This window comes from Microbacterium sp. FG3 (assembly GCF_057809335.1).
Map to the genome: position 1 here is coordinate 47722 of NZ_JBMDJT010000005.1, position 19198 is coordinate 66919.

The following is a 19198-nucleotide window of genomic DNA, read 5'->3' on the forward strand; positions in this document are numbered from 1 at the left end:
CCGCGGGGCGGTCGCGGCCGACCGCGGTCACGGCACGGGGCTCTCCTCGAGGCGCTGCTCGAACTCCTCCACGTCGCCCTCGCTGAGCAGCTGGCGGCCGAGGAAGTACAGCTGCAGCCCCTCCAGCGGCGCGCCGCTGCGGGCCTGGTCGGCCTCGGCGCGCTGGCGGAACACGCCGGTGTCATCGTGCGTGAGGTCGGTGAGTGTGGCGTACATGAGGTTCGGATCGGGGGCGCCGCCCGATCCGTACGGATCGTCGTCCGAGATCTCCGTGTAGTACTCCCACACGGTCTGCGTCTCCGGATCGGCGGATCCGTACAGCTTCTCGAGGGTCTCCTCGCTGATCCCCTGCGACTCGTTCAGCGGATACAGCGTCCAGTAGTTGCCCGCGTCGAGCAGCACCTCGTCGATGGCGGCCATGACGGCGCGCTTCTGCGACAGCGAGCGGATCGGCTGCTCGGTGGCCCAGACGGGTGCGCTGTACTCCACGAGCATCGACTCGCCGCCGTAGCCGTTGCGCTCGGGGCGGGTGCTCTCGTCCGAGATGCGCACCCAGGTGAACCCGAACTGCGCCGACAGCTCCTCGCGCACGAGCCGCGACAGCTCCGCGAAGCGCGCGCTCACCTGCTCGAGCGAGTCGGCCTCCCGCACGAGATCCGGATCGACGTCCCGGATGCCGGGGTACGCGCGCTCGCCCTGCTCCTCGACCGTGGTGCCGTCGTAGGCGCCGGCCGCCGACGAGCGCAGCGCGCTGGCCGCGCCGATCGTGCCGACGTTGAGGATGACGGTCGTCGCGAGGGCGATCGCGGCGATCGTGCGGGCGCTCGGAACGAAGAGCGCCGCCACCACCACGGCGACGACGACCAGCTGGAGGGCGAGCATGGTCGTGCCGTAGATCGCGTCGGTCGCGCCTTGCGCGAGCATCACGAGCAGCGCGAGCGCGAAGAGCGCGGCCGCCCCGAGCGCCGCCCAGCCCATCCAGTGCCGACGCACGCGCTCGCGCGGCGTCGCCTGCGGCGGCAGCGGCGCGCCGAGCGGCGCCAGCTCGGGAGCGAACGGCGAGGAGGGGAACCGGCGCGGGCGCTCGTAGCCGCCCGGCGGCGGCGTGGGCGGGGCGCCGTCGTGGTTCGAGACGAAGCGCGCGCGGTTCACCATGGCTTGTCCGTTCCGCCGCCCGACCCCTCGCCGCCGTCGCCGCCCTGCTCGCGCTCCTCGGCGCCGTCCTCGAGCTTCTGCTCGATCTCGTCGAGCTTGTCCTGCTGCTCCTGCTGCTCCTGCTCGCCCGGCTGATCCTGCTCGTCGCCCTCGGATCCGTCGTCCGGCTCCTGCTGCTCCTGCTGCTTCCGCTGCAGACGATCCTGCTGGTCGTCCTGCGTCTGGGAGTTGTCGCGCTCCGGATCGGGCGACTGCTCGTTCGCCTCGGGGGTGCGGCACTCCTCGGGCAGCGATGCATTGAGCGCGAGTGCCTCGGCGTAGAACTCCTGGGCCTCGGCCGGGTCGTCGGCCGCGTCGCCCTGGCGCTCGATCACGAGCGCCAGGTTGAGCTGCACCGCGCACACCTCCAGGCCGTGCGCGAGCGGCAGCGCCCGCTCGAACTGCGCCCGTGCCTCGGGCAGCCGCTCCATGCCGGCGAGCCCGACGCCCTGGTTGTACGGCGCTTTGTACGGCTCGAACCAGTTGAGCGGCTCCTGGCCCTGGGCGGCCGCGACGGTGCGTGCCGGGTCGCCCTGCACGTGGGCGGTGACGGACTGGTGCGCGAAGGCGTACATGCTGAGGATCTTCACCACCACGACGAGGCCGACGAGGGCGAACGGCGCGACGCCGAGGAGCAGCCAGAGGCGCAGGCGCGAGCGCGTCATCGGGTTCCTCCCTTCGCGGGGGCGGCCAGCCGCAGCGTGCGGCCGACCCGGGCGGACGCGATGAGCACCTCGGTGAGGAGGAGCCCCGCGACCACGAGACCCAGGATCCACGACAGCTCGGTGCGCGCGCCGGGGGTCTCCTGATCCGCCACCGTCGTCGTCTCGGCGGGCGCCTCGGGCAGCTGCGGCTCCTCACCCGGCAGCCGGTGCTGATACGGCACGCCCAGCTGCTCGGCGATCGTGCCGAGCGCGGCCTCGTCGATGCGCGAGAGCGCCGGCTCGCCGGTGGCGGGGTCCTCGAGGTACTCGCCCGTCGGCCCCTCGACGCCCGGCTCGACGCGCGGGATCCGCCCGCCCTCCTCGGTGCCGTAGCCGAGCACGGCCCCGCCGTCGACGAGCTCGGCGCTCGCCGCGAACGACTCCGGTTCGCCGGTCGCCGTCTGCTCCCCGTCGCCCAGGTAGAACACCATGCGGGCGCGCTCGGCCTGCGACTCCTGCGCGTTGCGCAGGGTCTGCTCGAGCACGTCGGCGGCGATGCCGATCGAGCTGCCGGAGGCCCGGTCGACCGGCGGCGGCGCCATCACCTCGAGGGAGGCCATGAGCGCGCTCGTGTCGGTCGTGAGCGGCAGCCGCAGCTGCGCGCTGTCGTCGAAGGCGATCAGGGCGAACCGCGCGCCCGGGTACTCCTCGACGATGGCGCGCACGTCCTCGGTGACGCCGTCCATCCGCCGCTCGCCGCTCCAGTCCTCCGCGAGCATGCTCGCGGTGTTGTCGAGCGCGATGACGATGTCGACGTCGGTGGCGACCGAGCGCGCCGCGCCGTCCGGGATGCCGGGGCGGAACGCGAGCGCCGTGCACGCGAGCACGAGCGCGACGCGCAGGATCCACGTCGCACGGTCGGCGCCGGTGCGCGCGCTCGCGAGCGCCCACACGGCCGCCGCGAGCACGGGAAGGCACAGCGCCAGCAGCAGCAGGGGATGCAGGACGGGCAGGAAGGTCACAGCTTCACCCTCCACGCGACGAGGATCAGCACGAGGACGAGCATGAGCGTCACGACGATCCAGAGCGTGGGCTCATCGGTCCACACCACCTCGATCTCGCCCCGCAGCGCCGTGGCCTCCTCCTGCTGCACCTGGTCGACGATCTCGGCGACGGTCGTGGTGCCGCGCAGGCCGTACGCCTCGCCGCCCGTCGACCGCGCCGCCGAGATGAGCTGCTGCGAGACCTCGTCCTCGTCCTGGATGGGGTTGAGCGAGAACACCCGCACGCCCACCGAGGCGGAGTAGGCCGCCGCCTCCTCGAGGGTCAGCACGCTCGCGCCGGCGACCTCGTTGTCGGTGGCGAGGATGATGGAGCGCGAGCGGTCCTCGTCGGAGTGGTCGAACCGCATCGCGCACGCGGCCAGGCCGTCGCCGATGAGCGAGGCGCCCGGGCCGTCGAGCGTGCCCAGCCAGTGCTCGGGCGTGACGTCGCCGTACTCGAAGCTCTCGCGCATCGACTCGAGGTGCTCGCGCACGAACGCGTAGTCGTCGGTGAGCGGGAAGACCTGCACGGGCGAGGCGTTGAAGATCGTCAGGCCGATGCGCTCGCCCTCGAAGCCGTCGACGAGCTCGAGGAAGACGTCGAGCACCTCCTTGTCGACCTCCGTCATCGATCCGGAGACGTCGAGGCACAGCATGATGTCGCGGCTCGTGTTCTCGGGCACGATCGTCTGCGCCGCCATGGGACGCGCCACGACCACGCCGCCGGCGACCGCCGCCGTGCCCGCGAGTAGCGCGATGGCGGCCAGGCCCAGGGCGCGGCGCCGCGTGGCCCGCCGCACGGCGGGAAGCTCGCGCAGCCGCTCGGCGCGCGCCACGAGCCGGCCGTCGCCGCCCCGCGCGGTCCGCCCACGCCGCAGTCCCCACGCCAGGCCCGCGCCGATGGCCACCACGGCCGCCACGGCGATGGCGATGAGGGGCCAGATGCTCGTCAGTGCCATGCGTTCACCACCTCGCGGGCCGCCGAGGCGCCGGCATGCGGATCGATGACGGGACCGCGGGCGAACAGGCTCGGGTAGTAGTGGCGCTTGACCGCGTCGACGAGCGCGGGGTGCACGCCGTGCGCCTCGAGCTCGTCGAGCGACATGACCGGCGCGGCGATGCCGGTGTACTCGTTCACGAACGCGCGGGTCAGACCGCTCAGCTCGTGGTTGGCCCGGCGGGGGGTGAGCGCGCCGTCGGCGTATGCGCGCTCGACCTCGTCGATCCGGCGCAGGTAGTCGCCGCGCAGGGCGTCGAGTGCCTGCGCGGTGGGGCGGCCGTCGTCGGCCGGCGGCGCCTTCACGGGCCGGTCGCGCGTGAGGAACAGGATGAGCCACACGGTCAGCACGATGACGACGAGGATCGCGGCGGCCAGCAGCAGCCAGCCGCCGCCGTACTGCGCGGGCGGGTAGAGCTCGTCGGCGGGCGCGGCCAGCCGCGCCGCCGCCTCAGCGCGCGCCGACATGGGCGGCCCTCCTGTGCAGCAGCGCGATGAGCCGCGGCACGACGTCGTCGTGCGTCGACACATCGGCGTGGCTGATCTCGAGCGCGTTCAGCGTCTCGGCGCGGCGGGCGTCCTCGGCCTCGCGCTCGGCCGCGAGCTCGCGCCGCACCTCCTCGTCGCCGTGCAGGAACTCCGGCACCCGCCAGCCGCTGTCGACGTCGCGCCGGGTGTCGCGCGAGGCCCGCTCGAGCACCGGATCGGCGTCGCGCACCGTGATCCACAGCACGTCGTGCTGCACGCGCAGGCGCCGCAGCGCCGCCTCGTGGTCGTCGGTGAGCGGCGCCTCGTCCGTGACCACGACGACGATCATGCGGCGCTGCACGGTGCGGGCGATCGTGCGCAGCAGCGCCGCGCGGTCGCTCGGGGCCGAGGCCGGGGTGCACGCCGCGTCGATCGTGCGCAGCGCGTGCTCGAGCGCGCCCTCGGAGCGGCGCGGCGGCGTGCGGCGCACGTCGGCGGCGTCGCCGTAGAGCACGCTGACGTCGTCGCCGTGGCGCACGCTCAGCAGCCCCAGCGCGCCGACGGTCATGATCGCCAGCTCCTTCTTCGAGGTCTCGTCCGGCGCCACCGCCGCCATCCGCCGTCCCGTGTCGACGGCGAACAGGATCGTGTGCATGCGCGTGGCGCGCGAGCGCTTCACGAGCAGCGTCGACAGCCGCGCCGTGGCACGCCAGTCGATGTCGCGGATGTCGTCGCCGTGCTCGTAGCGACGCAGGTCCTCGAAGTCCAGACTGCGCCCGTGCAGCAGCGAGGCGTACGCGCCGTCGAGCGCGTGCACCGACTTGCGCCGCGAGTGGATGAAGAGCCGGCCCTTCACCCGGGTGAGCAGGGTGGCCATGGGCTTACGGGGTCGGCACCGACTGGAAGATCGCGTCGATGAGGTCCTCGCTGCGGATGCCGTCGGCCTCGCCCTCGAAGGTGAGCAGCACGCGGTGGCGCAGCACGAGGTGGCGCAGCGCGCGCACGTCCTCCGGCAGCACGTGCGTGCGGCCGTTGATGAGCGCGAGCGCGCGCGAGCACTGCAGGAAGGCGATGCTCGCGCGCGGGCTCGCGCCGTACTTGATGTAGCGCGCCCGCTCCTCGCCGATGTACGGGGCGGGGTTCCGCGTGACGTAGCCGAGGCCCACGATGTAGTTGCGGATCGCGTCGGAGACGTGGATGCGGCGCGCGACATCCTGCATGAGCAGCACGTCCTCGAGCGTGGCGGTGCTGTCGAGGTGACGATCCGGATCGAGCACACCCGTGTCGATGCGGCGCAGCACCTCGAACTCCTCGGCGGGGCTCGGGTAGTCGACGATCTCCTTCATGAGGAAGCGGTCCAGCTGCGCCTCGGGCAGCTCGTAGGTGCCCTCCTGCTCGATGGGGTTCTGCGTCGCGATGACGAGGAACGGCTTGGGCAGGTGGTGCACCTCGCCGCCGATCGTCGTCTGGCGCTCCTGCATCGCCTCGAGCATGGCGCTCTGGGTCTTGGCGCTCGAGCGGTTGATCTCGTCCAGCAGCACGAAGTTGGCGTGCACCGGGCCCAGCACCGTGCGGAACGTGCCGGTCGACGCGTCGTACACCTGGTTGCCGGTGATGTCGCTCGGCAGCAGGTCGGGCGTGCACTGGATGCGCTTGAACTCCGCGGCGACGGTGTCGGCGAGCGTGCTGGCCGCCGTCGTCTTGGCCAGGCCCGGCACCGACTCGAGCAGGATGTGGCCGTTGGCGATGAGCGCGACGAGCAGGCTCGTGCGCAGCCGCTCCTGACCGACCATGCGCAGCGAGTACGACGCGGCGATGTGGTCGAGGACCTCGCGGGCGCGGGCCAGTTCCTGCTCGGTCGGTGCGGCGCTCGTCGCGGGCATCGGCTCCCCTTACCTGTGTGCGGGACGCAAGTCGCGTGGTGCCGCGTCGAGGCGGCCCTCGGTCAGCCTACGTGCGCCGCGGCGACCCGGGCGTGGGGGAGTTCTGCCCGGTCAGCCGTCGACGGCCGCGCGGTCCGGGTCGCGCCGGCGCCTCAGCGCTCGAGCAGCGGGTCGCGCCGGCGCCCGAGCGCGACGACCGCCCACGCCACGAGGGCGAACGCCGCCGCGATCCCGACGATGTACAGCGCGACCCCGCCGTACCCGCCCTGCACGTGCGGGTTGAGGAACGGGTACGGGTACCACCACGGCTCGCCCGTGCCCGGGTTGGTGATGAGGCCCGCGCGGACGAGGGTGTAGACGGCCCACGCGATCGGGTACATCACGATGATCCCGACCGTGCCCCACGGCAGGCCGCGCCGGCGCGGGGCGAACAGCGCGTCGAGCAGCAGGAGCAGCGGCCCCACCACGTGAAGCACCTCGTTCGACCACGGCACGGTCTGGCCCTGGGGCAACTCGATGCCGCGCAGCAGGAGGTTGTAGACGAGGCCGGTGATGATCATGAACGTCGTGACGGCGGCCAGCGCGACCGCCAGCCAGGCCGGATCGCGCTCCTCGCGCGACGTCCAGCCGCGCACGGCGGCGACGACGAGCACGACGGCCGCGAGCACGTTCGATTCGATCGTGAAGAAGCTGAGGAAGTTCGCCGTCACCGTGGGCAGGTGGAAGTCGTTCGCCACGGCGTTCTGCAGCGTGCGGTCGAGCTGGGCGATCACCGCCGCCGCGATGAGGGCCGCGGCGGCGAGCCGCAGGATGCCCCACACGGCGGTCCGGACCCGGGTGCGCGCCGCCGGCGCGTGCGTCGTCATGCGAGTCACAGTAGCGGTGTGCGGGGCGAAGCCGGACCCGGGGGTGTCGGCGGCCGCACGTAAGCTCGATCCGTGATCACGGGTGAACTCAAGAGCAGGATCGATCGGGTCTGGGACGCGTTCTGGTCGGGCGGCATCTCGAACCCGCTTGAGGTGATCGAGCAGATCACGTATCTGCTGTTTCTCCGCCGCCTCGATGACCAGCAGACCGATGCCGAGCGCGAGCTGCGCCTGACCGGCTCGACGTCGCGCCCGATGCCGTTCGGTGAGGGACAGGACCACCTGCGCTGGTCCCGACTGCGTGCCAACGGCGACAGCGCAGCGGTGTACGAAGTCATGTCGGAGGAGGTGTTTCCGTTCCTGCGCGGTCTCGGATCGGAGATCGCGGGGGTGGAGACCACCTACGGCGCTCACATGCGCGACGCGCGCTTCACGATCCCGAGCGCGGCGTTGCTCGGCAAGGTCATGGACCAGCTCGACGAGATCCCGATGAAGGATCGCGACACGAACGGCGACCTCTACGAATACCTGCTGTCGAAGATCGCCTCGGCCGGCGTCAACGGGCAATTCCGCACCCCGCGGCACATCATCCAGTTGATGGTCGACATGATGGCCCCGAAGCCCGGCATGGAGATCGTCGATCCCGCCTGCGGCACCGCCGGTTTCCTGATGGCCGCCGCGGAGTACATCCGCGCGGAGCACCCCGATGTGCTCGTCGACCAGGTGCAGTCGAAGCACTTCCACCACTCGGCGTTCCACGGCTTCGACTTCGACTCCACGATGCTGCGGATCGGCTCGATGAACATGCTGATGCACGGCGTGAACGCACCCGACATCCGCTACCGCGACTCGCTCGCGGAGGGATCGGCGGATGACGCGGAGTCGTACGACATGGTGCTCGCCAACCCCCCGTTCGCCGGTTCTCTGGACTACGAGGCGACGAGCAAGGAGCTGCAGCGCGTCGTCAAAACCAAAAAGACCGAGCTGCTGTTCCTCGCGCTCTTCCTGCGCCTGCTGAAGACGGGCGGTCGCGCAGCGGTGATCGTGCCCGACGGCGTGCTGTTCGGATCGAGCAGGGCCCACAAGGACATGCGCCGCATGCTCGTCGACGAGCACAAGCTCGACGCCGTCGTGAAGCTGCCGTCGGGCGTCTTCAGGCCGTACGCCGGGGTGTCGACGGCGATCCTGTTCTTCACGAAGACGGGGGCCGGCGGCACCGACGACGTCTGGTTCTACGACGTGCGCAGCGACGGCTTCTCGCTTGACGACAAGCGCACGAAGCTCGAGACGTCGGATCTGCCCGACGTGCTCACCCGCTGGCGGAACCGTGCGGGGGAGAAGGAGCGCGCCCGCACGGAGCAGTCGTTCCTCGTGCCCGCCGACGAGATCCGCGGGCAGGGTTACGACCTGTCCATCAACCGCTACAAGGAGGTCGAGTACGAGGAGGTCGAGCACCGCCCGGTGGCCGGCATCCTCGCCGACGTCGAGCGCCTCAATGCGGAGATCGCGGACGGCGTGAAGGAACTGCGAGGACTGCTGGCGTGACGTGGCAGCGCGTTCGGCTTCTGGAGGTCGCACCCCTCGTGAAGGACCGCGTGACCCCTTGGGTTGGGGTACGTAGATATATCGCGACTGGCGATGCCGATGATGAGGGGAATCTCGGCGGTGTCGCCATCACATACGAAGAGCGACCGTCACGCGCGGACTTGGTGGGTGCCCCCGGCGACATCGCGTTTGCGCGTATGGCTGCGACCGCAAAAGTCTTCGTGATGGATGAGCGTGCGTCGAGGGCCGTGTTCTCAACCGGATTCGCCATTCTTCGTCCGCGGCCTGAGCGCGCCAATGTGCACTTCCTGAAGCACTGGTTGCGCTCGTCGGAAACTCAATTGACGATGGACAGCTTGAGTGCGGGCGCGACACAACGGGCATTAACTAATGCAGGGCTCGGCGCGCTGGAGATGCCGCTCCCGCCCGTTTCTGAACAACAGCGGATCGCGGCGATCCTTGACGCGGCCGATGCGATCCGCGCGAAGCGCCGCGCCCAGCTCGCCCACCTCGACGCCCTCCCCCAGGCTCTCTTTCATGAGATGTTCGCCGGGCGGTCCGACGCGGTTGTCCCGTTGGGTGAGGTGGTTCCGTCCATCGACAGTGGTGTCAGCCCCGTCGCGGAACCTCGCGCAGCGGTAGGAGATGAGTGGGGCGTCCTCAAGCTAGGCGCGGTGACCTACGGGAAATTCCGACCGTGGGAGAACAAGGCTTTCCTCGGCGATGCAAGTTTCCTTCGCAGGCACGAGGTGAAGGACGGCGATGTCCTCATGACTCGCAAGAACACGCCCGAGTTGGTGGGTGCCGTTGTGTTTGTGAGGGACGTTCCGCCGCGGTTGGCGATCCCAGACCTCGTGTTCCGCCTCAACATAGATCATGAACGTCTCGACGGTGCGTACGTTCAGGCTCTCCTGATGTCCCGACGGATGCGGCGCCGAGTACGCGGGCTCGCCAGCGGATCGGCTGCATCGATGTCAAATATCTCGAAGTCCCGTTTGTCCGCGCTTTGGATCCCCGTCCCGCCCCTCGCCGCGCAGCAGGAGTTCGCCGCGAAGGTCGAGGCGATCCACGCAGAGCGCGCCCGTGTCGCTCGTGCACTCGAAGCCGACGACGAGCTCTTCGCCGCCCTCCAGCACCGAGCCTTCCGCGGGGAGCTGTGATGGCTGATGTCTATGTCTATGCCGACGAGACCGGCAACCTGGACTACGCGCCGCAGGGCAAGTCGGGCGCGACGCCGTACTTCGGCTTCGGCACCGCCACGTATCGCGACGGTCATGGCGAGGCGCTTCAGGGCGGGCTCCAACTGCGTGTCGAGCTGGAGCACCGCATAGGAGCGAATGAGCGATCGCTTGCTGACGGATTCCATGCGATCAAGGACTCGAAGACGACCAAGGCGGAGGTGTTCGCGGAGATCCAGCGTCAGGCTCCACGCATCGACGCCACGCTGTTGCTGAAGGAGAACGCCAACCCGCGCATCCGCTCTGAGGGCGAGATGCGGCTGTACAAGTTGGCCTGGTTCATGCACCTGAAGTACCTCGTGCCGCAGGTGACGAAGCCGGGGGATCGTCTGATCGTGATCGTTGCGACACTCGGCACGGCCCGGCGGCTCACCGAAGCGAGGGCAGCGCTACGCGACGTCTGCTCCCAGGTGGCCGTGAACTACACGCTGTGCGTCTGGAACGCCGAGACGGCCTGGGGCCTTCAGGTGGCTGATTACGCACTCTGGGCGGTGCAACGTCGCGCGATGGCGAAGAGCGGTACCTGGTGGGATGACTACATCAGGCCGACGACGAACTCCGTGTTCTTCCCGTGGGGTCAGTTGTCCGAGACGCCGTCCATCTGGCGGTGAGAACGAGGGCGGCCAGCTATCCCGGAGGAAGACATCCCCTGGACGTCTTGTCGCTGGCCACCACTGACGTAAGCGTCTCACGATCCTCGGACATTCCCAAGAGCACCGATTGACGGGCTCGGGCCTGACATTCCGAGTGCCCGGCCAAACCGCCATCCGGGCACTCCAACTGGGCGCCGAGGCGCGCCAGGGGTTGGTCGATGGTACCGGCGAACGTGTGATGTCGCACGGCGCCGATACGCTGATCCTGATTTCTGTGTGATCGGGGGATCGGTGAGCAACTTCGGGTTCATCCGCGACGAGTGGCCGGAGCTGTATGAGGTGTGTCAGCGCGCGGAGTCCTACGTCGTCACGGACCCGCAAGCGGCGGGCAAGTACGCGCGCAGCGCGATAGAGGCACTCGTCGAGTACCTCTTCGTCGAGGTCTTCGGTCTGCCCGAACCGTACCGCAGTGACCTCAACGCGCGGATGAACGACAACCAGTTCAAGCTGCGCACGTCCGTCGTGAACGGGAAGATGAACATCATCCGCCGGGTCGGCAACGACGCCGTCCACGAGAAGCGAAAGCTCTCCGGGCGCGAGGCGCTCGAGCTGCTGCGGCACCTCTTCGACGTCGTCGTCTGGACCGTCAAGCACTACTCGACGTTCCCCGATGCCGCGCCACTTGGGTCGCAGTTCGATGTCGAGATCGTGAAGCGACGCGCGCCTCTCACGGCCGAGCAGCAGGTCGCGCTCGCGAGGCGGATCAAGGCGGATCAGGAGGCCGCCGAGCGGGCACTCGCGGAGCGCGATGCCACTCTCGCCGAGCGCGACGCCGAGATCGCGCGGCTGCGGCAGCAGATCGCGGCGGCGCAGGCGGCGGACATGACTGCGGACACTCACGACTATCGCGAGGACGACACTCGTCGTCAGCTCATCGACCTCCTCCTCCACGAGGCGGGGTGGCCGCTCGATCAGCCCCGAGACCGCGAGTACAGGGTCGAGGGCATGCCGGTCATCCCCGGCGTCAACGAGTCGGGCATCGGGTACGTCGACTACGTGCTGTGGGGCGTCGACGGGCTCCCGCTCGCGCTCGTCGAGGCGAAGCGCACGATCAAGGATCCGGCTGCCGGTGGCCCGCAGGCGAAGCTGTACGCGGACCGGCTGGAGGCGGTCACGGGGCAGCGGCCCGTCATCTTCCTGTCCAACGGCGATCGGCACCAGATCTGGGACGACGCCGCCGGCTACCCGCCGCGCACCGTCGCCGGCTTCTACACGCGGGACGAGCTGGAGCTGATGGTTCAGCGCCGCGCGCTCCGTCAGCCACTCACGGCTGCTCCCGTCGACACGGCCATCGCTGGGCGTCCGTACCAGCTCCGCGCGATCGCGAAGGTGGGGGAGCACTTCGATGCGCTCCAGCGCAGGGCACTGCTGGTCATGGCGACCGGCACCGGGAAGACCCGCACCACGGTCGCGCTCGTCAAGCAGCTCATGACGCAGGGCTGGGTCAAGCGCGTGCTGTTCCTCGCCGACCGAACCGCGCTCGTCAGTCAGGCCGGCCGGGCGTTCTCCGAGCACCTTCCCGACGTCGCCACCGTGAATCTCACGTCTGACAAGGTCACCGAGGGTCGCGTCTACCTCTCCACCTACCCGACGATGATGAATCTCATCGACGGCGACCGCGGCCCGCGCGGCGAACGGCGATTCGGGCCCGGATTCTTCGATCTCATCGTCATCGACGAGGCGCATCGCTCGGTCTACCAGAAGTACGGCGCGCTGTTCGACTGGTTCGACGGGCTGCTGCTGGGCCTCACCGCCACGCCGGTGGACGATATCGCGCGCAGTACATACCGGCTGTTCAGCCTCGAGCCCGGTGTGCCGACAGACTCGTACCCGCTCGATGAGGCGATCGCCGACGGTTACCTCGTCCGACCGGAGGGCTACTCGTACGACCTGGGCTTCCACCGCCGTGGCGTGCGCTACGACGACCTCTCCGAGGAGGAGCGGGAGGAGTGGGACGCCCTGGATTGGGACGAGGAGGGTGAGCACGACGATCCGCCGACCGAGGTCGAGGCGGTCCGGGTCTTCCGCACACTCTTCAACGCCGACACCGTCGACAAGGCGCTTGCCGAGCTCATGACCCACGGCCACCGGGTGGCGGGAGGCGACAGGCTCGGCAAGACGATCGTCTTCGCGAAGAACCAGCGCCACGCGGACTTCATCAAGGAGCGGTTCGATGCGCAGTACCCCCACCTCGGTGGGGACTTCGCCCAGGTGATCACCCACGCCTCCGCGTACGTGCAGAGCCTCATCGACGATTTTTCGCAGCCGGCCAAGGCCCCGCACATCGCGATCAGCGTCGACATGCTCGACACGGGGATCGACGTGCCCGAGGTGCTCAACCTCGTCCTATTCAAGGAGGTGCACTCGAAGACCAAGTTCTGGCAGATGATCGGACGCGGAACGCGGCTGGCGCCGGGAGTGTTCGGCGACACGGGCGAGCCCTCGACCGACGACAAGTCGGGCTTTCGGGTCTTCGACTTCTGCGGCAACCTCGATTTCTTCCGGATGGAGCCCGCCGATCGCGCCGCTTCCGTGCCGGCATCGCTGGGCAGCCGACTCTTCGCGACCCGGGCGGCGATCGTCAGCAGGATCACCCCGGGTACGGAAGACGCGGAGGCGCGCGACGCTGCCGCCGCCTGGCTCAGCGAGTTCGTCGCCGGGATTCCCGCCGAGTCGTTCGTCGCGCGCCCGCACCGGGAGCTCATCGAGCGATACCGGGACATCGCGGCGTGGCAGGCACCGATCGGCGCGGCCGAGGCGGGAGACGTCGCCGCCGCGCTGGGCGGCATGCCGACGGCAGTGGCCGACGACGACGAGCAGGCGAAGAGGTTCGACCTGCTCGTGCTGCGGCGCGAGCTGGCGCAGCTCGAGGGAGACGACGCGACCTCGCGTCGCATGCGCGACAACGTGCAGCAGGTGGCGAGGCTGCTGCTCGAGAAGCTCGCGGTCCCTCAGGTCGCGGACCAGGCAGAGCTTCTCGAGGCGCTCACGAGCGACGAGTGGTGGGAGGGCGTCACGCTGGCGATGCTCGAGCATGCGCGACGCGCGATCCGAGGCCTCGTCCAGTTCCTCGACAGGAAGAAGCGCAAGGTCGTCGTCGTGGACTGGGCTGACGACCTGGGCGAGGGGCGCGGCGTGGACCTCCCGATCGTCGCCGTAGGGGTCGACCAGGCGCGCTTCCGCGAGAAGGTCACGGCGTACATCCGCGCGCACCGCGATCACCTCGCCATCCAGAGACTGCGTCGCAACCTGCCGCTGACCGATACGGACCTCACCGAGCTCGAGCGGATCCTGATCGAGCAGGGCGAGGGCACCCCGGAGGCGCTCGCGAGGGTGACGGGCGACCGAGGACTCGGCATCTTCGTCCGGTCGCTGGTCGGCCTCGACCGCTCGGCGGCTGAGGCCGCGTTCGCCGCTCGGCTTGCGTTCGGTGGCCTGACGTCGGGTCAGATGGAGTTCCTGCGAATGGTCGTGGACGAGCTCACCAGCCGAGGCGAGATGGACCCGAGGCGCCTCTTCGACAGCCCCTACACGGATCGCGAGTCCACGCGCATCGACGTCGTCTTCCCTGACGAGGAACACCAGCGGATTGTCGTGGACGTTCTCCGCGAGATCGAGGCGTCCGCCACGCCCGCCGCCTGACGCGCGCGAGGGCGTCGTCGGGGCGCTCGATAGGATCGACGGGTAGCGCACCCGATCAGAGGGGGGAACCCGTGCCAGGCATCGTCATCGTGGGCGTCCAGTGGGGCGACGAAGGCAAGGGCAAGGCCACCGACCTGCTCGGCGACCGCACCGACTGGGTCGTGAAGTTCAACGGCGGCAACAACGCCGGCCACACGGTGGTGGTCGGCGACGAGAAGTACGCGCTGCACCTGCTGCCCTCCGGCATCCTGTCGCCCGGCGTCAACGCCGTCATCGGCAACGGCGTCGTGATCGACCCCGAGGTGCTCTTCGCCGAGCTCGACGCGCTCTCGGCGCGCGGCGTGGACGTGTCGAAGCTGCGCGTGAGCGCGAACGCGCACCTCATCACGCACTACCACCGCACGCTCGACAAGGTGACCGAGCGCTTCCTCGGCAAGAAGCAGATCGGCACGACGGGCCGCGGCATCGGTCCCGCGTACGCCGACAAGATCAGCCGCGTGGGCATCCGCGTGCAGGACCTGTTCGACGAGTCGATCCTGCGCCAGAAGGTGGAGGGCGCGCTCGACCAGAAGAACCACCTGCTCGTGAAGGTGTTCAACCGCCGCGCCATCACGGTCGAGGAGATCGTCGACGACCTCCTCTCGTACGCCGACCGCCTCGCGCCGCTCGTGGCCGACACCGGCTACCTGCTCGACGAGGCCCTGAAGCGCGGCGAGGTCGTCGTGTTCGAGGGCGGCCAGGCCACCATGCTCGACGTCGACCACGGCACCTACCCGTACGTCACGTCGTCGTCGGCGACGGCGGGTGGCGCGTCCACGGGATCGGGCGTCGGCCCGAACCGCCTCGACCGGATCGTCGGCATCGTCAAGGCCTACACGACGCGCGTCGGCTCCGGGCCGTTCCCGACCGAGCTGTTCGACGAGCAGGGCGACTGGCTGCGGGCGAAGGGCTTCGAGTTCGGCACGACGACGGGCCGCCCGCGCCGCGTCGGCTGGTACGACGCGCCCATCACGCGCTACGCGACCCGGATCAACGGCATCACCGACCTCGTGCTCACCAAGCTCGACGTGCTCACGGGCCTCGAGCAGATCCCCGTGTGCGTGGCGTACGACGTGGAGGGGCGCCGCTTCGACGAGGTGCCGGTGAACCAGACCGACTTCCACCACGCCCAGCCGATCCTCGAGCACTTCCCGGGCTGGAGCGAGGACATCTCGGGCTGCCGCACGTTCGAGGACCTGCCGCAGACGGCGCAGGACTACGTGCTGGCGCTCGAGCGCATGAGCGGCACGCGCATCTCGGTCATCGGCGTCGGCCCCTCGCGCGACCAGGTGATCGTCCGCCACGACCTCGTCGACTGAGCCTCACTGGCCGCGGGCCTCATCGGTTGCTGAACGGAGCGGCCGCTGGCCGCGGAGAGGAAGCGACCACCGCAAGCCCGCCGGCCGGGTTGCGCTGGTCGCTTCCTCTCCGGCGCGCTGCACGCCTGCGTTCAGCAACCGAGGGTTGTCGAGGTGTCGAAGGCGCGGCTGCGGCGGGGCAGGATGGGCGCATGAGGTTCTTCATCGGCGGGCGCGGATCGGACATGGGCGGCGACGGCGCCGGGATCGGCGTCGTGACGGCGGGCGACGCCGACGCGCCGCTGGCATCCGGGCCGCTGGCGCATCGCGGCGATGCGGTCGAGACGCCGTCGCCCACGTGGCTCGCGCCGCACCCGTCGGCGCCCGTGCTGTACGCCGCGCTCGAGGGCGCGCAGCAGGTCGCCGCGTTCCGGCGCACGGGCGAGGCGACGCTGATCCCGCTGGGCGAGCCCGCCGCGGCGGGCGAGGCCGTCTGTCACGTGGCCGCCGCGCCCGACGGCTCGCGCCTGATCGCCTCGTGCTGGGGCGACGGCCGCGTCGTGCACATCCCCCTCACCGGCGACGGCCGCCTGGGCGAGCCCGCCCTCGCCCCCGAGGCCCACGACCCGTACTCCGCCGAACCCGCGCCCGATCCGCGAGCCCGCATCGGATCGGGCGCGGGCTCGGCGAACGAGGGCGGGTTCGGCGACGACACGGCCCTGCCCGACTGGGCGGGGGCCGTTGATCTCGGGGCGCTCGTGGGCGGCGGGGCAGACCCGGGGCGGATCGCGGCGATGCTGGCCGGCACGGACGACGGATCGGATCCGGCCGCCGAACTGCGGGCGCTGCTCGGCGGGAAGGCGGATCCGTTCGACGACCCCGCGGTGCGCGGACTCCTGGAGCAGGCGCGCCGGGGCGGCGACGCGGGAGTCGGCGAGCCCGGCGACGCGCTCGCCGACGCCCTGCGCGGCGGTGCGCCCGCGCCGGCCGAGCCGCGGCCGTCGCGCGCGCACGCGGCGCTGTTCCTGCCCGACGGGCGCGTCGCGACGACCGATCTGGGCTTCGATCTCGTGCGGTTCTGGCGCGTGGGCGCGACCGGCCTCGTGCCGGATCACGAGGTCGTGCTGCCGTTCGGCACGGGGCCGCGGCACATGGTGCTGCACCCCAGCGGCTTCCTCTACGTGGTGACCGAGCTCTCGTGCGAGGTGTTCGTGCTCGCGCGCGGGGCCGACGGCCGGTGGGCGCTGCGCGCCGGCGCGCAGACCGGAGCCGCCGAGGGCGACACGGCCGCCGAGCTCGCGCCCTCGCGCGACGGGGCGTTCCTGTACGCGGGCCTGCGCGGCAGCGACACGATCTCGGTGCTGCGTGTGGCGGGGGACGGCGACCGCCTCGAGCCGGTCGCCCTCGCCGAATCGGGCATCGTCACGCCCCGCCACCACGCGATCGTGCGCGACACGCTGCTCGTCGCGGGCCAGGGGTCGAGCGAGATCGTCTCGCTGCCGCTCGACGAGCGCACCGGCTTCCCCGGGCGCGTGCGCCACCGCCTGGACTACCCGACGCCCACGCGGATCCTCCCGCTCGGCCGCTGATCCGCCCGCCGGCTGATCCGCCCGGCCGCCGACCCCCCCGACTAGGACGGCCCCATGCGCAGGGCGCCGTCCATGCGGATCGTCTCGCCGTTGAGGTAGTCGTGCTCCACGATCGTCTGCACGAGCCGGGCGAACTCGTCCGGCCGCGCGAGGCGGCGGGGGAACGGGATCGCCTCGGCGAGCGAGGCGCCCACCTCGGGCCCGAGCGAGGCGAGCAGGGGCGTGTCGACGATGCCGGGCGCGATCGTGTTCACCCGGATGCCGTGCGCGGCCAGATCGCGGGCGGCCGGCAACGTGAGGCCCACGACGCCGCCCTTCGACGCGGCGTACGCGGCCTGGCCGATCTGCCCCTCGAACGCGGCGACCGAGGCCGTGTTGACGATCACGCCGCGCTGGCCGTCGCCGTCCGGCTCGGCGCGCGCGATCCGCTCGGCGCCCAGGCGCAGCACGTTGAACGTGCCCACGAGGTTGACCTCGACGACCCGGCGGAACAGCTCGAGGTCGTGCGCGCCGCGCGAGGAGAGGACCTTGCGGGCCGGCGCGATCCCCGCGCAGTTCACGACGACGCGCAGCGGCGGATCGCCCTCGCCCAGCGCGTCGAGCGCCGCCGACACCTGAGCCGGATCAGTCACGTCGCCGCCGACGTACCGGATCGCGTCGCCCCACGTGCGGCCCTCGACCGCCTCGGGCAGGTCGAGCGCGACGACGAGCGCACCCGCATCGGCGAGCCGCTCGGCGGTCGCGGCGCCGAGTCCCGAGGCGCCGCCCGTGACGAGGGCGGCGGTGTGGGTGAGCTCCATGGTTCCTCCTGCGTCGCTGCGGGGGTGGACGCGGGCACCGGCGTCCTGTGACCATTCGAAGGGATCGACGCGCCGATGTCGAGGGCGACGCGGGCGCAAGAAGGAGTGGACATGCAGAACGCGGTGATCGTGGACGCGGTACGGACCCCGTCGGCCAAGGGCAAGCCGGGCGGCGCGCTCGCCGAGGTGCATCCCGTGGACCTCGCGGCGCACGTGCTCGCCGTGCTTCTGGAACGCAGCGGCCTCGAGTCGGCGCAGGTCAACGACGTGATCATGGGCTGCGTCAGCCAGCTGCGCGACCAGGGCTCCAACATCGCGCGGCAGGCGGTGCTCGCCGCGGGGTTCGACGAGTCGGTGCCGGCGGTGACCATCGACCGGCAGTGCGGATCGAGCCAGCAGGCCGTCTCGTTCGCGGCGCAGGGCGTGATGGCCGGCGCGTACGACGTCGTCATCGCCGCCGGCGTCGAGTCGATGAGCCGGGTGCCGCTCGGCTCCTCGGCCGAGGGATCCGTGCGGGCGGAGGGGATCGCGCGGCGCTACCCGGACGGCCTGGTCGGCCAGGGGGTCTCGGCCGAGCTCGTCGCGCGCAGGTGGGACCTTTCTCGCGAGCGGCTCGATGCGTACGCCGCCGAGTCGCACCGCCGCGCGGCGGCGGCGTGGGAGGCCGGGCTCTTCGACTCGCAGGTCGTGCCCGTGCCGGTCGGGGCCGGCGCGTTCGACCGCGACGAGACCATCCGCCCCTCGACCACGGCCGAGGCCCTCGCGGCGCTGCCGCCGGCGTTCCGCACGCCCGAGCTGGAGGCGCGCTTCCCCGAGGTGACGTGGGACATCACGGCGGGCAACTCGTCGCCGCTCACCGACGCCGCCTCCGCCGTGCTCATCATGAGCGAGGAGCGGGCCGAGCGGCTGGGGCTGCGGCCGCGCGCGCGGTTCCACGCCTTCAGTGCGGTCGGCGACGATCCGCTGCTCATGCTCACTGCGCCGATCCCGGCAACGCGGCGCGTGCTCGAGCGCGCGCGGCTGGCGCTCGACGACATCGACGTGTACGAGGTGAACGAGGCCTTCGCGTCCGTGCCGCTCGCGTGGGCCGCCGAGCTCGGCGCCGACCCGGAGCGACTCAACCCGTGGGGCGGCGCGATCGCGCTCGGGCACGCTGTTGGCGCCTCGGGCACGCGCCTGCTCGGCACCATGCTCGCGCACCTCGAGCACACGGGCGGACGCTACGGGCTGCAGACGATGTGCGAGGGCGGCGGCATGGCGAACGCGACGATCATCGAGCGGCTCTGATCCGGCTCGGTA

Annotated in this window: 16 protein-coding genes; 7 read left to right on the forward strand and 9 right to left on the reverse strand. The window is 71.0% G+C overall.

From position 1 onward, the window contains the following. Window positions 1-27 precede the first annotated feature (27 nt). From ACODR5_RS03035 to ACODR5_RS03070, 8 genes are all read right to left on the reverse strand, one after another. Window positions 28-1155 carry a hypothetical protein gene (locus ACODR5_RS03035; protein ID WP_488982689.1) on the reverse strand — a complete coding sequence of 376 codons (1128 nt, stop codon included), beginning with the start codon at window positions 1153-1155 and terminating at the stop codon, window positions 28-30. Beyond that, entirely contained in the window at window positions 1149-1859 is a 711-nt protein-coding gene (locus tag ACODR5_RS03040; protein ID WP_488982690.1) for a hypothetical protein, read from the reverse strand. Before ACODR5_RS03040 ends, ACODR5_RS03035 begins: the two co-directional genes overlap by 7 nt. After that, on the reverse strand, window positions 1856-2860 hold the full coding sequence (locus ACODR5_RS03045; protein WP_488982691.1) for a VWA domain-containing protein: 1005 nt from the start codon (window positions 2858-2860) through the stop codon (window positions 1856-1858). The genes ACODR5_RS03040 and ACODR5_RS03045 overlap by 4 nt, the downstream gene beginning before the upstream one ends. Next, the gene (locus ACODR5_RS03050; protein ID WP_488982692.1) at window positions 2857-3840 is read right to left on the reverse strand and encodes a VWA domain-containing protein; all 984 of its coding nucleotides are present in this window, start codon (window positions 3838-3840) and stop codon (window positions 2857-2859) included. The genes ACODR5_RS03045 and ACODR5_RS03050 overlap by 4 nt, the downstream gene beginning before the upstream one ends. Next, a complete protein-coding gene (locus ACODR5_RS03055; RefSeq protein WP_488982693.1) occupies window positions 3831-4346 on the reverse strand; it encodes a hypothetical protein in 516 nt (171 codons plus the stop codon). The genes ACODR5_RS03050 and ACODR5_RS03055 overlap by 10 nt, the downstream gene beginning before the upstream one ends. Next, window positions 4330-5223 carry a DUF58 domain-containing protein gene (locus ACODR5_RS03060; RefSeq protein WP_488982694.1) on the reverse strand — a complete coding sequence of 298 codons (894 nt, stop codon included), beginning with the start codon at window positions 5221-5223 and terminating at the stop codon, window positions 4330-4332. Before ACODR5_RS03060 ends, ACODR5_RS03055 begins: the two co-directional genes overlap by 17 nt. 4 nt (window positions 5224-5227) lie before the next feature. Further along, a complete protein-coding gene (locus tag ACODR5_RS03065) occupies window positions 5228-6229 on the reverse strand; it encodes an AAA family ATPase (RefSeq protein ID WP_460817526.1) in 1002 nt (333 codons plus the stop codon). 152 nt (window positions 6230-6381) lie between these two features. After that, complete coding sequence (locus ACODR5_RS03070; protein WP_460817528.1) at window positions 6382-7095, reverse strand: Pr6Pr family membrane protein; 714 nt, start codon at window positions 7093-7095, stop codon at window positions 6382-6384. A gap of 72 nt (window positions 7096-7167) precedes the next feature. On the opposite strand from ACODR5_RS03070, the gene ACODR5_RS03075 reads away from it, so the two are divergent. The 6 genes from ACODR5_RS03075 (at window position 7168) to ACODR5_RS03100 (ending at window position 17099) form a co-directional block, all read left to right on the forward strand. Next, entirely contained in the window at window positions 7168-8640 is a 1473-nt protein-coding gene (locus tag ACODR5_RS03075) for a type I restriction-modification system subunit M (RefSeq protein ID WP_488982695.1), read from the forward strand. Beyond that, a complete protein-coding gene (locus ACODR5_RS03080; protein WP_488982696.1) occupies window positions 8637-9800 on the forward strand; it encodes a restriction endonuclease subunit S in 1164 nt (387 codons plus the stop codon). The genes ACODR5_RS03075 and ACODR5_RS03080 overlap by 4 nt, the downstream gene beginning before the upstream one ends. Beyond that, entirely contained in the window at window positions 9800-10489 is a 690-nt protein-coding gene (locus ACODR5_RS03085; protein ID WP_488982697.1) for a DUF3800 domain-containing protein, read from the forward strand. The genes ACODR5_RS03080 and ACODR5_RS03085 overlap by 1 nt, the downstream gene beginning before the upstream one ends. 273 nt (window positions 10490-10762) lie before the next feature. Further along, window positions 10763-14173: a DEAD/DEAH box helicase family protein gene (locus ACODR5_RS03090; RefSeq protein ID WP_488982698.1), complete on the forward strand. Its 3411-nt coding sequence runs from the start codon at window positions 10763-10765 to the stop codon at window positions 14171-14173. 71 nt (window positions 14174-14244) lie between these two features. Continuing rightward, window positions 14245-15531, forward strand: coding sequence for an adenylosuccinate synthase (locus ACODR5_RS03095; protein ID WP_449853040.1), 1287 nt, complete (start codon window positions 14245-14247; stop codon window positions 15529-15531). 191 nt (window positions 15532-15722) lie between these two features. Continuing rightward, on the forward strand, window positions 15723-17099 hold the full coding sequence (locus ACODR5_RS03100) for a lactonase family protein (protein ID WP_488982699.1): 1377 nt from the start codon (window positions 15723-15725) through the stop codon (window positions 17097-17099). Between the two features lie 41 nt (window positions 17100-17140). Here ACODR5_RS03100 and ACODR5_RS03105 read toward each other — a convergent pair whose 3' ends face one another. Continuing rightward, window positions 17141-17899 carry an SDR family NAD(P)-dependent oxidoreductase gene (locus ACODR5_RS03105; RefSeq protein ID WP_488982700.1) on the reverse strand — a complete coding sequence of 253 codons (759 nt, stop codon included), beginning with the start codon at window positions 17897-17899 and terminating at the stop codon, window positions 17141-17143. Window positions 17900-18010: 111 nt separating this feature from the next. Here ACODR5_RS03105 and ACODR5_RS03110 point away from each other — a divergent pair, with 111 nt between their 5' ends. After that, on the forward strand, window positions 18011-19186 hold the full coding sequence (locus tag ACODR5_RS03110; protein WP_488982701.1) for a thiolase family protein: 1176 nt from the start codon (window positions 18011-18013) through the stop codon (window positions 19184-19186). The last annotated feature ends 12 nt before the right edge of the window (window positions 19187-19198 follow it).

Bases quoted from the DNA above. Each gene is read 5' to 3' on its own strand.
- ACODR5_RS03035 (WP_488982689.1), bottom strand. From the start codon at position 1,155: ATGGTGAACCGCGCGCGCTTCGTCTCGAACCACGACGGCGCCCCGCCC.
- ACODR5_RS03040 (WP_488982690.1), bottom strand. From the start codon at position 1,859: ATGACGCGCTCGCGCCTGCGCCTCTGGCTGCTCCTCGGCGTCGCGCCG.
- ACODR5_RS03050 (WP_488982692.1), bottom strand. From the start codon at position 3,840: ATGGCACTGACGAGCATCTGGCCCCTCATCGCCATCGCCGTGGCGGCC.
- ACODR5_RS03055 (WP_488982693.1), bottom strand. From the start codon at position 4,346: ATGTCGGCGCGCGCTGAGGCGGCGGCGCGGCTGGCCGCGCCCGCCGAC.
- ACODR5_RS03060 (WP_488982694.1), bottom strand. From the start codon at position 5,223: ATGGCCACCCTGCTCACCCGGGTGAAGGGCCGGCTCTTCATCCACTCG.
- ACODR5_RS03065 (WP_460817526.1), bottom strand. From the start codon at position 6,229: ATGCCCGCGACGAGCGCCGCACCGACCGAGCAGGAACTGGCCCGCGCC.
- ACODR5_RS03070 (WP_460817528.1), bottom strand. From the start codon at position 7,095: ATGACGACGCACGCGCCGGCGGCGCGCACCCGGGTCCGGACCGCCGTG.
- ACODR5_RS03085 (WP_488982697.1), top strand. From the start codon at position 9,800: ATGGCTGATGTCTATGTCTATGCCGACGAGACCGGCAACCTGGACTAC.
- ACODR5_RS03100 (WP_488982699.1), top strand. From the start codon at position 15,723: ATGAGGTTCTTCATCGGCGGGCGCGGATCGGACATGGGCGGCGACGGC.
- ACODR5_RS03105 (WP_488982700.1), bottom strand. From the start codon at position 17,899: ATGGAGCTCACCCACACCGCCGCCCTCGTCACGGGCGGCGCCTCGGGA.
- ACODR5_RS03110 (WP_488982701.1), top strand. From the start codon at position 18,011: ATGCAGAACGCGGTGATCGTGGACGCGGTACGGACCCCGTCGGCCAAG.